This is a genomic window from Sorangium sp. So ce1036 (genome assembly GCF_051369805.1).
GTDB classification, from domain to species: domain Bacteria; phylum Myxococcota_A; class Polyangia; order Polyangiales; family Polyangiaceae; genus Sorangium; species Sorangium cellulosum_F.
Window position 1 is genome coordinate 2,989,375 of sequence record NZ_JBBMOX010000001.1, and the last position, 14,627, is coordinate 3,004,001.

13 protein-coding genes are annotated in these 14,627 nt (G+C 71.2%); 3 read left to right on the plus strand and 10 right to left on the minus strand.

Annotated elements, in window-relative coordinates; genetic code table 11:
- Window positions 1–38: 38 nt before the first annotated feature.
- The 5 genes from WMF31_RS11550 to WMF31_RS11570 all read right to left on the minus strand — a co-directional run bounded on the left by WMF31_RS11550 (window position 39) and on the right by WMF31_RS11570 (window position 5,166).
- Window positions 39–614: an HPF/RaiA family ribosome-associated protein gene (locus WMF31_RS11550; RefSeq protein ID WP_436601989.1), complete on the minus strand. Its 576-nt coding sequence runs from the start codon at window positions 612–614 to the stop codon at window positions 39–41.
- A gap of 33 nt (window positions 615–647) precedes the next feature.
- A complete protein-coding gene (locus tag WMF31_RS11555) occupies window positions 648–1,055 on the minus strand; it encodes a hypothetical protein (protein WP_129350810.1) in 408 nt (135 codons plus the stop codon).
- Window positions 1,056–1,569: 514 nt separating this feature from the next.
- Window positions 1,570–2,631, minus strand: coding sequence for a hypothetical protein (locus WMF31_RS11560; RefSeq protein ID WP_436601990.1), 1,062 nt, complete (start codon window positions 2,629–2,631; stop codon window positions 1,570–1,572).
- Window positions 2,632–2,680: 49 nt separating this feature from the next.
- Window positions 2,681–4,015, minus strand: coding sequence for a DUF4215 domain-containing protein (locus tag WMF31_RS11565; RefSeq protein WP_436601991.1), 1,335 nt, complete (start codon window positions 4,013–4,015; stop codon window positions 2,681–2,683).
- A gap of 452 nt (window positions 4,016–4,467) precedes the next feature.
- Window positions 4,468–5,166, minus strand: a complete 699-nt coding sequence (locus WMF31_RS11570; RefSeq protein ID WP_436601992.1) for a hypothetical protein — start codon at window positions 5,164–5,166, stop codon at window positions 4,468–4,470.
- A 108-nt stretch (window positions 5,167–5,274) separates the two neighbouring features.
- On the opposite strand from WMF31_RS11570, the gene WMF31_RS11575 reads away from it, so the two are divergent.
- Window positions 5,275–6,240, plus strand: coding sequence for a DUF4423 domain-containing protein (locus WMF31_RS11575; protein WP_129350796.1), 966 nt, complete (start codon window positions 5,275–5,277; stop codon window positions 6,238–6,240).
- A 146-nt stretch (window positions 6,241–6,386) separates the two neighbouring features.
- Here the strand turns inward: WMF31_RS11575 and urtE are convergent, their stop codons facing one another.
- The 5 genes from urtE to urtA are packed head-to-tail and all read right to left on the minus strand — an operon-like array spanning window position 6,387 to window position 11,384.
- The gene (gene urtE, locus WMF31_RS11580; RefSeq protein WP_436601993.1) at window positions 6,387–7,088 is read right to left on the minus strand and encodes an urea ABC transporter ATP-binding subunit UrtE; all 702 of its coding nucleotides are present in this window, start codon (window positions 7,086–7,088) and stop codon (window positions 6,387–6,389) included.
- Between the two features lie 5 nt (window positions 7,089–7,093).
- Complete coding sequence (gene urtD, locus WMF31_RS11585) at window positions 7,094–7,921, minus strand: urea ABC transporter ATP-binding protein UrtD (RefSeq protein WP_436601994.1); 828 nt, start codon at window positions 7,919–7,921, stop codon at window positions 7,094–7,096.
- 60 nt (window positions 7,922–7,981) lie between these two features.
- The gene (urtC, locus tag WMF31_RS11590) at window positions 7,982–9,130 is read right to left on the minus strand and encodes an urea ABC transporter permease subunit UrtC (protein WP_436601995.1); all 1,149 of its coding nucleotides are present in this window, start codon (window positions 9,128–9,130) and stop codon (window positions 7,982–7,984) included.
- 12 nt (window positions 9,131–9,142) lie between these two features.
- The gene (gene urtB, locus WMF31_RS11595) at window positions 9,143–10,039 is read right to left on the minus strand and encodes an urea ABC transporter permease subunit UrtB (RefSeq protein ID WP_436601996.1); all 897 of its coding nucleotides are present in this window, start codon (window positions 10,037–10,039) and stop codon (window positions 9,143–9,145) included.
- A 46-nt stretch (window positions 10,040–10,085) separates the two neighbouring features.
- Window positions 10,086–11,384 carry an urea ABC transporter substrate-binding protein gene (gene urtA, locus WMF31_RS11600; RefSeq protein WP_436601997.1) on the minus strand — a complete coding sequence of 433 codons (1,299 nt, stop codon included), beginning with the start codon at window positions 11,382–11,384 and terminating at the stop codon, window positions 10,086–10,088.
- Window positions 11,385–12,270: 886 nt separating this feature from the next.
- Here urtA and WMF31_RS11605 point away from each other — a divergent pair.
- Window positions 12,271–13,401 (plus strand): sugar ABC transporter substrate-binding protein, encoded by a 1,131-nt coding sequence (locus WMF31_RS11605; protein WP_436601998.1) that lies wholly within the window; start codon window positions 12,271–12,273, stop codon window positions 13,399–13,401.
- A gap of 491 nt (window positions 13,402–13,892) precedes the next feature.
- Window positions 13,893–14,411: a hypothetical protein gene (locus WMF31_RS11610; RefSeq protein ID WP_436601999.1), complete on the plus strand. Its 519-nt coding sequence runs from the start codon at window positions 13,893–13,895 to the stop codon at window positions 14,409–14,411.
- Window positions 14,412–14,627: the final 216 nt, after the last annotated feature.

Below are 14,627 nucleotides of genomic sequence, written 5' to 3' on the forward strand. Positions count from 1 at the left end.
CCGGGGCGACTTCCCGCGGTCGTGCTGGCCCGGCGCGGCTAGCCGAGCGTCGGGATCTGCGCCCGGCTGCGGTTGCCGCCGCGGGCGTCCACGATCCGCACCGTGCTCGCCTGAGGCCCCTTGTCGCCTTCCTCTTCCGTGTAGGCGACGCCCATGCCGACCTTCAGGTCGGCGAACGGCGCCGACACCATGCTCCGCTCGTGGAAGTAGATCTCCCGGCCATCGGTGGTGGTGATGAACCCGTAGTCATTGAACAGCTTCGTGATCACGCCGGCCGTGTCCTGCGCCGGGTGCGCCTTCACATCGTTCCGCTGCTCGCTCGCGAGCTTCTTGAGCTGGCGCGCCGCGCGCTGGAACACGTCGCGGACCGCCGCCGGGAGCAGGTCCCTGGCCGCCCGCTCCTCGGTCACGATCTCCTGCTTGCCGGCCACGTGGAGATCGATGCGGACGCGGTATTCACCGCCCGTCCCCTGGCTGGCATGGTCGCGCTCGACCACCACGGCGCAGCTGTTGATGTGATCGTGAAAGCGCTGGATCTTGTCCGTCTGCTCACGGATCAGCGCTTCGAGAGAGGGGCTCTTGCCGATGTGTCGGAAGGTGAGCTCCACTTGCATGCTCGCTCCTTTCTTCCGCGTCGCTCGGACGCGTCACTGCAGTCGCTGCGGATCGCTGACCCGCACCAGCCGGTTCCAGACCATGTGAGGGACATCTGCTTTGGGCACCAGGTGCTGCTCCGGCCCCGCGGTCCTCTGCGCGGTTGCCCGGAAGGCGCGCCGCTCCGGGTCTGCCAGATCGACGTGGACGGCGTCCTGCAGCAGCCGGGCTCCTGCGGGCAGGACCGGGATCTCCCGGAGCTCGTCCGCCGTGAAATCCTGGAGCTCACGCGTCAGCTCCTCGATGTCCGACGCGAGCTTCACCTGGGGATCGAGGGTCGAGGGACCCGCCCCGATGTTCTGCCCGGCCATGTGGTTCGGGTTCAAATCGCGCTGCAGCTCATCGGGGTGTTTCTGTTGCGCCTGCGGTGCAGGTTCCGAGGATTTGCTCTTCGCGACCATGAAAACCTCGTGTGCTCGGGAGAATGACTAGCAATATCGCTGCCATGGTGATCCGGCCGCGCGGCGACGCGGAGCGCGCCCGCGTGGTCGAGCGGAGGTGAGGCCGCGCGGAGCGATCCCTTCCGCGGTCAGGCGCAGGTTCTGCGCTCGAGGCGCAAACTCCTGGCCGGCGCGCAGGCGGGACCGGGGAGGACGCGGCGGCGCCGGGATGATCTTCGACGGGGCACTTTGCGACACGCGGGGCGTCCCGCGCCGGGCTCATCCACGAGCCCATCTGCCCCGATCGTGCGCGCCCGGGTGGCGCGGCGCCGGGGCGAACCGGACCGCCGTGATCCTCGACCGGGGCGTGGGCGGCGGGCGGCGCAGCGCCGGCGCAGCGCGCCGGGGGCTCACCGGAGGGGCTGAAGCGCAGGCGGGCCAGAAAGAAAAGGAGCTCGCCCGGACGCGAGCCCCGGAGGCGAGCGCCCGGCGCGCCAGCGCGGGGCGGCGCGCGGCCCGCGATCCGGCTGCGGGGTCAGCGGATCTCGAAGACGTAATCCGTATCGTACGTGCGGACGAAGAGCTTCCCGTCCTTCTCGACAAGGACCTCTGGCCCGCTCTTGATCGGGATCTTCGAGACGATCGTGCCGGTTGTGCGTTCGAGTACAAATATAAAGTCTGGCTCCGCCGTGAACCCGTAGCCGCAGAGGAGATGATCTCCGCGCAGGACGAAGTTCTCCGCGTTGCAGACGAGCGGCGCGCTCTGCCAGAGGAGCTGGCCTGTGGCGAGATCGAGGGCCGACAGATAGGCGTTCTTGCCCCTGGACGAGGCCGCGTACGTGCTGTGGCCGGTCGAGACGTAGAGCACGCCGTCTCTGGCCACGGCCCAGCGGACCTGGCCCCGCACGAACCGGGCTTCCTTCGGATCGTGCTCGGGGGGCGTGAGGAAGCTGTCGAAATCGAGGAAGGCGACGACCCTGTGCGCCCCGTCGAGGATCGCGACGAGGCGCGCCTCGGAGGCGTCGGGACCGTAGAAGAGCGCGAGGTGGTCTCCGTGATCGATGGCCCTGACGAGCCTGTGATCGCCGTGGCGCGCGGGAACGAAGGAGGGGAGGGCGCCGTCGCCGCGCTGCGGGGAGCCCGGGACGCTCAGGATCGGCAGCGAGAGACCGTTCCGGGTGAACCACGCCTCCTGGTCCGTGATCGCGTTCTTCTTCTCTGCGATCTTCACGAGGCGCGGCGCGCTGGAGCCACCGGCCGGCGCCGGCCGGAACAGCGCCTGAGCGAACGGCGGCGGCGCGAGCCGCACGGGCGATCGGCCGTCGAGCGCAGCGCCCGCCGCGCCGGCGTCGACGGCCACCTGGGCCGGCGGCGCGGCGCCGTCCCGAGGGGGCGGGGCGTCGCCGGGCGCCGCCGGCGCGGGGCCGCGGGGCGCGGGCGGCGTTGCTGCGCCCGTCGCGCCGTGGTGCGCCGGCGCGTCGCCGGAGGAGCGGGCCGGCGGCGTGGGCGCCGGCTGACAGGCCCCCACGGCGAGCAGGGCGGCGGAGGCGATGACGAGGTTGCGGGGAGAGGGCTGTGTCCGGGTCGGAGGGCGCACGCGCGCAGCGTAGCGCATCCGCCGGCGCGGAGGAGCGCGGCGCCGGCGCTCAGGGGCCCGGGGAGAACTGGACCTCGAGGTCGTAAAACCCGATGTTCTCCGGTGACCCGTAGCCATCGACGACGAGGTAGACCGGCTCGCCGCCAGCGACCCTGGCGTCGAGCAGCTCCTCCCCCTCGAGCGCGTCGTCCACGCAGAGGACCTCGGAGCCCGGGTCCGCGCAGCTCGTCCGCAGATAAAGGACGTGATCGGCCTCGGACCACAGGCGCGCCGTGAGCTGTCCGTCGCTGGGCGGCGTGAACCGGTAGACCTTGTCGCGCGTCCGCGGGCGGTTGCAGCTACCCGTGAAGGCGCTCCAGCCGGTCGACGTGTCGCCCTGGATCGCGGCCCCGCTCTCCACGACCTCGGCCTCCTCGCAGAGCACGTCGAGCTCGGCCACGCAGCGGTCGCAGCCGTCGCCGGTCTCCGTGTTGGCGTCGTCGCACTGCTCGGGCAGGGTGGTCTCGCCGTCGCCGCAGATCGCCTCATCGAGGTAGAGCTCCAGCGTGTAAGGCCCCTCCTCGCCCGGCATGTACGCGTCGACGAAGACGCTCACGGACTCGCCCTCGTCGACGGCGATCGCGAACGCCTCGGCGAACCCGGCCCCGTTGATATCGGCGCAGGCGATCTCGGCCTCGTCGCGCCGGTCGGCGCACACCGAGCGCGCGTAGATCCCCTGGTCGGTCTCCGACTCGAGCACGACGATCAGCGTGCCCGACTGCCCGTCGGGCGGCGTGTACACGTGAAGCTGCTCCAGCCCGAGGCCGGCGTTGCACGTGCCCTGGAACAGGTCGGTGCCCGAGGACGTGTCGCCCGAGACCAGCTCCGTCGCGGCCGGCGCGGCCGCGCAGACCTCCGCGAAGGGCGCGGCGCAGATCTCTGCGCAGTCGGGATCATCGCAGTCGGTGAGCTCGTCGTCGTCGTCGTCGAGCCCGTCATCGCAGAGCGCCTCCGTCCTTTCGTCGGTGCCGCCGCTGCCCTCGCCGCCGTCGCCGCCCCCTCCTCCGTCACCACCGCTGCCGCCGTCGCCGCCGTCGCCGCCGTCGCCGCCGCCGTCACCACCGCTGTCGCCGCCGTCGCCGCCTCCGCCGTCGCCGCCGCCGCCTCCGCCGCCTCCGCCGTCACCGCCGCCCGTGCCCGTGGGCTCGGAGCCGCCGTGACCGCCCGTGCCCATGGGCTCGGAGCCGCCGTGGCCGCCCGCGCCCGCGGGCTCGGCGCCCCCCGCGCCGCCCGTGCCCGTGACTCCCGTGACACCCGCGCCGCCTTCACCGTCATCATCGCCCCCGCAACCTGCAATGGCCGACAGGGCCAGCACGAGGAGACCTGCAACAAGTCGTGCGTCCATTCGCTCGCTCCAACGACAAGAGACTGGCTGGAACGCGAGGTGGACCCCACCCCACGGCGCAGCGCCGTATCATCTTCCGCGCAACCGCGTCTCCTGCCAATCCCTCTTCCGCACCTACGTCGTCAGCGCGCCGCGATGGGGCGCCGCAAGGCTCGACCCGGACATCCTCCTGGACGGGCGCGTGATCGAGAGCGGGTGTGGGCCGGGCCTGGGACGCTCGCCGGAGGGCCTGGAGCGCAGGCGGGCCACACAAGGGGCCCGCCGGAGCGCAGGGCCCGGAGGCGAGCGTCCCAGGCCCGGCCCACACCCGCTCCAGGCCGCCGCCGCGCGCGGCGAGGGCGCCGGGACCGCGTTGGACCGCGTTCGATTCCTTCGGCTGAGCGCGGCCCCCTCGCGCGGCGCGGCGTCCCGGGCGCCGCCGCGCCGTGTGCCCCCGGCGCAACGGCGCGGGATCAGAACGTCGCGACCTCGAACAGCGTCGCCGAGACCGTCGCGTCCGGTCCGCTCCCGCTCGGGTGGCTCTCCGCGGTGCCATCGATCTCGCCGGTGACGGCGCTCTCGCCGATCGTGCCGCGCAGGTAGACGGACACCTCCTTGTACGCCGAGGGATCGACCTCGGTCACCTCGTACGAGCCCTCGAGCGCTGCGAGGTCGAACTCGTGGTGGAAGCGGGCGGTGCCGGCCTCCGTGGCCCTGAGCGTGACCTGTAGCGACTCGGCGAACGCCCCGTCCGCCGTCGCGAACGACAGGGGGACATCGATCTCCAGGTGATCGGAGCAGTCCACGGCGAACGCCGGCTCGACGCCGCTCGGATCGCTGTCCTCCACGCGCGTGGACTCGACGAAGCGCACGGCGGTCGGCGCGCCCACGAGGACGGTCACCGTCGTGCTGCCGCCGTTCGCCCACGTGAGCGGCGCCGTTCGCTCACCGGCGATGGACGCGAGCACCTCGCTCGCCGAGAAGCCCAGCGGGGAGACGTCGGCCTCGCCGATGGGCTGCTTCTGATCCTCGCACCTCCCTCCCTCGGTATAAACTCCGCCGATCTGGCCGCCCTGCGGGCCGCTGCCGGCGTCATCGACGCACCCGAAGAGCGCGAGGCTCGCCATCACCGCGCGCGCCCAAGAACAAGTAAGCCGACGTCGAGCAATCATCTCGTGACCTCCTGCGGCCAACCTTGCGTCTGCCCGCGGGGGCACGCCAGCTCAGGTTCGCACATTCCATACCGCAACAAGACCCTCGGATGTGCGATCCTGCGATACGTGGACCATGAATCTCTCGCGAAAGAGCTGATCCGCGCCCTCCGGGGCCGGCGCTCCCAGGTCGCCTTCAGCCGCCGGCTCGGGTTCCGCACCAACGTGGTCTACACGTGGGAGTCCGGGCGGCGGTGGCCGACAGCGGCCACGTTCCTCGTCGCGGCGCGGCGCGCGGGCGTCGACGTCGCGGGGGCGCTGGGGCGCTTCTTTCCGTCGCCGCCCGCCTGGCTCGCGCACACGGACCCGGCCTCCCCCGCGGGCGTCACGGCGTTCCTGGCCGAGACGCGCGCGATGTCGCCCATCGTGGACGTGGCGCGGCGCGCGGGCAGGAGCCGTTACGCGGTCGCGCGCTGGCTCTCGGGCGCCGCGGAGCCGCGGCTCCCGGACTTCCTGCGGCTCGTCGAGGCCTGCTCGCTGCGCCTGCTCGACTTCGTCGCGCTCTTCGCGGACCCGGCGGCGCTCCCGGCGACGAGCGCGGCGTGGCGCACGCTCGAGGCCCAGCGCCGCGCCGTCTACGAGGAGCCGTTGCTCCCCGCCATCCTGCTCGCCCTGGAGATGCCGGCGTACCGGGCGCTCCCGCGCCACGAGCCGGGGTGGATCGCGCGGCGGCTCGGGTTCCCCGTCGAGGACGAGGCGCGCTGCCTGCACCGCCTCGCGGAGGCCGGCCAGATCCGGAGGCGCCGCGGGCGCTGGATCGTCACGCCGATAAGGACCGTGGACACGCGCCCCGATCCGGACGCCGAGCACCGGCTCAAGTGCTTCTGGGCCGGCGTCGGGCTGGAGCGGCTGACGCGCAGGGCCGAGGGCCGCTTCTCGTTCAACGTGTTCACGATCTCCGCGGCCGATCTCGCGCGGCTCTCCGAGCTCCACGTGAGCTATTTCCAGAGCATGCGCGCGGTGATCGCCGAGTCGCGGCCGCCCGAGCGGGTCGTCGTCGTGAACCTGCAGCTCTTCCCGCTGGACGGGGGGTGATCTCCCCCGTCGAGCGGCGCGGGTGGTGGGGCCCTCGGGGTGCTCACCGGAGGGGCTGAAGTGCAGGCGAGCCACAAAAGGGGCTCGCCGGAACGCAAGCCCCGGAGGTGAGTACCCCGAGGGCCCCACCACCCGCGCCGCCCCCCTCACACCGAGAGGAACTCCCGCGCGGTCTCGTCGTCGAGCTCCGAGACGCTCCCCCGCCGCACGATCCCCCCGTTATCCATGATGAAGTACTCGCTCGCCGTCGACAGCGCGAAATCCAAAAACTGCTCGACGAGCAGGATCGCCATGTCGCCCTTCCGCCCGAGCCCCCTGATCACCTCTCCGATCTCCTGCATGATCGACGGCTGGATCCCCTCCGTGGGCTCGTCGAGCAAGAGCAGCTTCGGCTTGCGCAGGAGCACGCGCGCGAGCGAGAGCTGCTGCTGCTGCCCGCCGCTCAGCGTCCCCGCCGCCCTCCCGCGCATCACCTTGAGCGCCGGGAACATCTCCAGCATCTCCTCCTCGGCCGCCGGGCTCGGCGTGGGATCGCGCTTCGCCTCGAACCCCATGAGCAGGTTCTCCCGCACGGTGAGGTGGGGGAAGATCCCCCGCCCCTGCGGCACGTAGCCGATCCCCGCGCGCGCCCTGTCGCTCGGCGAGCGCGAGGTGAGGTCCACCCCGCCGAGCGCCACCTTCCCGCGCCGCGGCTTCAGGACGCCCATGATCGCCTTGAGCAGCGTCGTCTTGCCGACCCCGTTGCGGCCCAGGAGGCACGACACCCGGCCGGGCGCGACGTCGAGGCTCACCCGCGACAGGACGCGGCTCTCCTCGTAGTAGACCGAAAGATCCTCGACGATCAGCATGCTCTCTACCGCTCCTCCGGATGCGCCGCGGCGCCGCGGCCGCCGCCATTCCGAGCGCGGGCGGCGTCGTGCGCCCGGCCGAGGTAGACCTCGATCACCCGCGGGTCGCGCTGGACCTCCTCGACCGGCCCCTCGCACAGCCGCTTGCCGGCGTGCAGCACCGTCACCGTGCTCGCGTAGCGCCGCACGAACTCCATGTCGTGCTCCACCACCAGCACCGAGCGGTGCCGCGCGATCTCCTGGACGAGCTCCCCCGTGCGGTCCCGCTCCCGCCGCGTCATCCCCGCCACTGGCTCGTCCAGGAGGAGCAGCTTCGGCTCCTGCACGAGCAGCATGCCGATCTCCAGCCACTGCCGCTCCCCGTGCGCGAGCACCGCGGCCCGCGTGTCCGCGCGCGCGCGGAGCCCGATGCGATCGAGCGTGTCGGCGATCGTCCGCGCCTGCTGCGCGGAGAGCCCGCGCAGCAGGCGCGGCGCGCTCTCCCGGAAGCCGAGCGCCGCCTCGAGGTTCTCGAGCACCGTGAGGCTGCCGAAGACCGCGGGCGTCTGGAACTTCCGCCCGACCCCGAGCCGGACCAGCGCGTGCTCCGGCAGCCTGTGCGCCTCGACGCGCTCCTGCCCGGACTCCCCACCTCCGTGGAACACCACCCGTCCGCTCGACGGCCGCGTCCTGCCGGTCAGGATGTCGAGCAGCGTCGTCTTCCCCGCGCCGTTCGGCCCGATCAGGAACCGGAGCTCCCCGCGCCCGATGGAGAAATCGAGCTCGTCCAGCACCTTGAAGCCGTCGAAGCTCACCGTCACCCGCTGGACCTCGACGATGTTGCCAGCGCTCATCGCGTCGCTCCTCTCTCGTTCATCCACCGTCCGCTTCCGTTCATCCTCGACGCCCCCGGCTCAGCGCCCGGGCGCCGGCTTCGCCTCGGGCTCGGCCTCGTCCGGGGCCGCCCGCTCGGCGGCCGCCGCGCCGGCGCGCAGGACGGACGCGCGGCGCGCGCCGCCGGGCGCGAGCCTCGCCGCGGCGCGCCGCACGAAGCCGGCGAGGCCCGCCGGCAGCAGCACGACCGACGCGGCGAAGAGCGCGCCGAAGGCGAGCTGCCACAGCTCGGGGTACGACTCGCTCAGGGCGCTCTTGCCCAGGCTGACCGCGATCGCGCCCACGATCGCGCCGAGCAGCGTGCCGCGGCCGCCGACCGCCACCCAGGTCACCATCTCGACCGACGGCACGACGCCCATCGACGAGGGCGAGATGAGGCCGACCTGGCAGACGAACAGCGCGCCCGCGACGCCGGCCATGCCCGCCGAGAGCGCGAACACGAGGGTCTTCAGGACGACCGGGTCGTAGCCGAGGAAGCGGACCCGGTTCTCGTCGTCGCGCATCGCCACGAGCAGCCGCCCGAAGCGCGACTGGGTGAGCCGCCGGCAGAGCAGGTAGAGCGCCCCGAGGCAGAAGAGCGTCACGAAATAGAGCACCGTCTGCGTCGCCGCCCCGCCCCGCGGGAAGCCGAAGATCGTCTTGAGGTTCGTGATCCCGTTCGTGCCGCCGGTGAGCGCCTGCTGGCCGATGAAGAGGATCGAGGCGATCAGCGTGAGCGCCTGCGTGATCAGGGAGAAGTAGACGCCCTGGACGCGGCTGCGGAAGACGAGGTAGCCCGCCGCGGACGCGATCGCCATCGGGGCGAGGACGGCGGCGGCGATCGCGACGACGGGCGAGCGGAACGGCTCCCAGAAGAGGGGCAAGGCCTCGAGGCCGCTCCAGCTCATGAAGTCGGGCAGGCGCGAGCCCGACGTCTCGAGCTTGAGGTACATCGCCATCGCGTAGCCCCCGAGGCTGAAGAAGAGCCCCTGTCCGAGGCTGAGCATCCCGCCGTAACCCCAGATGAGGTCGAGCCCGAGGGCGACGATGGCGTACGTGAGGAACTTGCCGAGCAGGTTCAGGCGGAAGTCGGAGAGCACGAGCGGCGCGGCGAGGAGCGGCAGCGCGACCGCGAGCGGCGCTCCCCAGGCCCAGAGGAAGGTGCGAAGTGCGGAGTCTCGACCGGTCATGGCGAACCCTCTCTACCGGCTGCGCAGGGCGAGCAGGCCCGTCGGCCGCCACTGCAGGAAGGCGATCACCAGCGCGAACACGAGCGCCTTGCCGAGCGACGCGGTCGTCGACAGCTCGAGCGCCGTGTTCGCGACGCCGATCACGAGCGCCGCCACCGCCGTGCCCGGGAGCCGCCCGAGGCCGCCGAGGATGACCACCATGAAGGCGTCGACGATGTAGTTCGTCCCGAGCGACGGCCCGATCGAGCCGAGCTGCGTGAGCGCAGCGCCCGCGACCCCGGCGAGCCCGGCGCCGAGCGCGAACGTCGCCGCGTCGACCCGCCGCGTGCGCACGCCGAGGCACGAGGCCATCTCCCGGTTCTGCATCACCGCGCGCAGCCGCCGGCCGCCGGCGGAGCGGTGCAGGTAGGCGTAGACGGCGGCGATGCACGCGACGACGAGCGCGATGAGGAAGACGCGCTTGTAGGGGAGCTGCAGCCCGCCCGCGAGCTGGACGCCGCCGCGCAGCCAGGCCGGGCTCGAGACCTGCACGTTGGACGCCCCGAACAGGCTCCGCGCCGCCTGCTGCAGCACGAGGCCGACGCCCCACGTGGCGAGGAGCGTGTCGAGCGGCCTGCCGTACAGGAAGCGGACGAGCGACAGCTCGAGGGCGAGCCCGAGCGCGCCGGCGACCACGAACGAGGCCGGCAGCGCGAGCAGGAACCAGAGCCCGGCCTCCGTCCCGCCGAGGAGCGGCGCGAGGTGCCGTCCGACGACGTACGTCGTGTAGGCCCCGGCCATGATGAACTCGCCGTGGGCCATGTTGATCACGTTCATCAGCCCGAACGAGAACGCGAGGCCCATCGAGATGAGCAGGAGGATCGACCCCAGGCTGATGCCGTTGAAGGCGTGGAGGACTAGCTCGTTCATGAGAGAGCTCCCGACTGGTCGAGGCGCCGCGCCGCTCCCCGCCGCGCTACCGCGCGGCGAGCTCCTTCGCCCAGGCGAACGCGGTGAGGTACGGATCGGGCTGGACGGGCTTCCCCGAGCTCCAGATCTCCTCGATGAGCCCGTCCTTCCGGACCCGGCCGATGCGCACCGTCTTCCAGGTGTGCTGGTTCTTGCCGTCGAGCCGGACCAGGCCCTCGGGCGCCGCGAACTCGATGCCCCCGGCCTGGACCGCCGCCTTCACCTTGTCCACGTCCGTCGACTTCGCCTTCTCGACGGCCTGCTTCCACAAGAAGACCCCGAAATAGCCCGCCTCGATGGGGTCGTCCGTCACGCGGTCGGCGCCGTATTTGGCCTTGTACGCGTCGACGAACCTCTTGTTCTCGGGGGTGTCCGTGGTCTGGTAGTAGTTCCACGAGACGAGGTGTCCGGCGATGTTGTCGGCGCCGATGCCGCGCACCTCCTCCTCGGCGACGCTGACCGAGAGGACGGGCAGCTTGTCCGGGGTGAGCCCGGCGTCCTTGAGCTGCTTGAAGAACGCCACGTTGCTGTCGCCGTTCAGCGTGTTGAAGACCGCGTCCGGCTTCGCCGCGCTGATCTTGCTGATGATCGTGCTGACCTCGGTCCCGCCGAGCGGCAGGTACTCCTCGCCGGCGAGCTCTCCGCCCTTCGCCGCGAGCTGCGCCTTGATAATCTTGTTGGCCGTGCGCGGAAAGACGTAGTCGGAGCCGAGCAGGTAGACGCGCTTCTTGCCGTTCTCGAGCAGGTAATCGACCGCGGGGACGATCTGCTGGCTCGGCTCGGCGCCGGTGTAGAAGATGTTGGGCGACTGCTCCAGGCCCTCGTACTGCACCGGGTAGAACAGGAGGCCGTTCAGCTCCTCGAACGAGGGCAGCATCGCCTTGCGGCTGGCGCTGGTCCACCCGCCGAACACGACCGCCACGCGGTCCTGCTGGAGGAGCTTCCTGGCCTTCTCGTTGAACGTGGGCCAGTCGCTGGCGCCGTCCTCGACGACGGGCGTGAGCTGCTTGCCGAGCACGCCGCCCGCCTTGTTGATCTCGTCGATGGCGAGCAGCGTCGCGTCCTTGACCGCCACCTCGCTGATCGACATGGTGCCGCTCAGCGAGTGGAGCACGCCGACCTTGATGGTCGCGCCCTCGGACGCAGGCGCCCCGGGCGCCCCGGACGCGGGCGCGTCCTGGCTGGACTTGTCGCACGCGGAGAGCAGGGCCGCGCCGGCGAGGGCCGCCGCCGCGGCGCAGATCGCGCGCCGCCTGAAGGAGCCCGCCGCCGGCCGCTCCTCACCGCCGAACCCAGACGTGAACATGGTCAATCCTCCTCCTCGGGTGCCGGCAGCCCGTCCGATGCCCTGCATCGACGCGGCGCGGCGGTTTCCGACTGCACGAGAGCCGTTGGGGAGCCTGGGAGTCAGCGACCGAACCGCTGTCGCCTCCCGGCCGGGCGCCGGAGGACCGCCCTGCGCAGCAGGGCCCTGCCCTCGGGCGAGGGCCAGCGACGTGATGTCCTGGTGAGGCTTCTTTGCCCAGCTCCAGGTTTCCGGGAGGTTTCCTTGCGATGAAATGTGCGCCGGACCGGCGACACGACGCGCTTTTCGACGAAGGGCTGGATTCCGGATCACAAAGAACGCCCCGGGCTCCGGCGCCGCCGCGGCGCGTCCGGATGGGCGGAGGCGGGGCCCGCGCGGTCCGCCGGGGATGGATGGCTCGCCGCCGGCCGGCGCTCCGGGGCCGGTCGCGGCGGGACGAGCGAGCACGGGCCAGCGGGCGTGCGTGACGAGGAGAGCAGGAGAGAGCAGGAGAGCGCCGGGGAGAGCAGGAGAGAGCCAGGGAGCGCTGGCAACGCCGATGTCGCTCGACGCGATACGGTGTGGGTGACTCTGGCCTTCCCGCACACGGCCCATCCGCGCTCCCGCCGCGGGGTGAGCGAGGCGACACGGCGCTTCAGGGCGGCACAAAGATCTATCAAGGGCGGGAGCCACCGAGTAGCGTGGCGAACGCTGGCCAGAACCCTGTGTCGACCGACACGGCAGGATCGGGCAGGGTGGAGTCCATGAGCAGCACGGAGCGCTTGCCCGAGGAGGCGGAGGATCGCGGCGGCGGGCGATCCCCGCGACGGGGAGGTCACGCGCGCCATGCAGCGCGCCACCGGCGGCTCCTGAACGACCGCGTTTGGCACGGACGAGGAGAGGTCTCATGACGAGGAATGCACGATGGGAGATGACGGCTCTCGCGCTCACGCTGACGACGGCGGCGTGCGGATCGGGCGACGCCCCCGACGAGGGCACGAAGGCCGCCCCCATCCGGCGCATCTCGACCTCCAGCAACGAGTTCACTCCGATGGATCTCGAGGTGACGATCGACCGCCTCGTCACAGCGCTCAACAGGAGCCCGAGCCGGCCAATGCAGATGGCGATCCTGCTGAAGGACGCCACCGGCTTCTGGTCGCCGGTCATGCGGGCCGCGACCCGAGCCATGGGCGAGCTCGGGGTCCTGGGCAGCGTGATCGGGCCCGCCACGGAGGAGCTCGATCACATGGAGCGGGTAGAGCTCCAGAATCGACAGATCGAGCAGGCGGTGGCGGACGGGGCGGAGGGGCTCGGCCTCGCGCCCTTCAGCAACGTCCAGACAGCCGCCGTCGATGACGCGGTCGCGAGGGGGGTCCACGTGGTGACGCTCGACACCGACGTGCCGACCACGAGGCGCTCGCTCCACGTCGGGATCCTCGACGTCGCTGCCGGAAGGAAGGCGGGGGAGACCCTGCTCGCGATGCTGCCCGCGGCGCCGGGAACGGTGATCCTCCACGGCAGCGAGGAGACCGAATGGGTCAGCGGGATGGAGCGGACGCTGAGCGCCCGGGAGGTCCTCGAGGCAGCCGGTTACGAGGTCCTGGTGCGTCAAGCCACCTGGACCAGCACGGGCGAGGCCGAGGACGTCGAAGGGATGCAGGCCCAGCTCGAGTCCGCGGACCCGCCCGTCGTCGGCATGCTCGGCCTCTTCAACATCTCGTACCGGTGCGCGATGGCCGCGGAGGCCGCGAGCAAGCTGGACATTCCCATCGTCGCCTTCGACTTCGATCCGAAGACCGTCGACTACATGCGCCAGGGACGCATCAAGGCCACACACATCCAGCGGCAGTACTACCAGGGGTACCTGGTGCCCTACATCCTCTATGGCATCAACAGCATCGGACTCGATGCCACCAAGCAGATCCTGGCCCCGCAGATGGCTGACGAGAGCCGCATCAACACCGGCGTCGACGTGGTCCCGGCGGACAAGATCGACGCCTATAACGACTTCCTCGGCTCGATCGACGCGGATCAGTAGCGGGGGACGCCCGAGCTCGAGGGCCGGCCGCCCCGCGCCCTGCCGGAGCGAGGGCTCGATCGTCCGGAGGCGACACCGGGCCAGCGGGCTCTACAGGTGACCTCGTGTCGTACCCCTACGGCAGAGGTCGCCCGTGGTTGTCGTGCATTTCCCTGGAGCAGGTTATCCACGCCGGAGCGCTTGATCTCCCGCGCCTCCCGTGTGCTAGGGTCTGCTCCTGTTGCACAAAGCCGCTGACGGTCGATCTGTCTCGGGGCGTTGCCGCTCAGGGTCCCATGGTGGGGAGGCGCGACGTTCATCGAGCGACTGTCGACGGCGCGGATGCGCAGCTGTAAGCACGCAGCGGATACCGTCACGGAAATTTCTGGTGTAGGAACGGAACCTGGCGCCGACGGTGGCGCTGAAGTGCGGAGGGAGCGTTGCCCGGCGACGTCGTCCGACGCGTCGTGTTCAATCCGGGCAGCGCAATCATTCTTTCTGGAGGTGGATTCATGAAAGCTTTCGGTTTTGCCGCGATCCTGGTCAGCGTGTGTGCGATGGCGGCCTGTCAGGTCACGAGCGGCGAGGGCGGCGACGGCGGCGCGGGCGGCGAGGGCGGCACGACCACCACGACCACCACCACCACGGGTGAGGGGGGGGGCACGGGCGGCACGGGCGGCGGCGAGGGCGGCGGCGACACCACCAATGCGTGCGCCGAGGAGACTGGCGACGCCTGCTTCAACTGCTGTTCTACCGAGCACGCCGCCGAGAATGAGGAGCTCGGTAAACTGATGTACTGGCACTGTGGGTGCGTCGCGGAGTCGCCGTGTGCGGACGTGTGCGACACCACGGATGCGGAGAGCGACGTCTGCGGGGACACGGCGATCAACCCTGATGTGGACAACGCCAACTGCGATGCCTGTGTGGCCGATGCTCAGGAGACGAACGATTGCTACTTCGCCGCGGCGGACGCCTGCAGGGAGGCTGACGGCTGCAAGGCGCTCATGACCTGCGGCGACGCCTGCCAGTAATCCGTCATCGGTCCTGGCGTACCAACCCGGCGAACCAGGCAGGACAGGCGACCTCTCGCAGGCCGCCTGTCCTTTTTCTGGCTAGTGCACCGATCACGTTGAACAAGCGAGAGCTCAACCGCCAAGACACCAAGGACGCCAAGAATTGATTCTCTCCTTGGCGTCCTTGGTGTCTTGGCGGTTGAGCTTCTGCACTGTTCAGGTGGCTTCACCCCG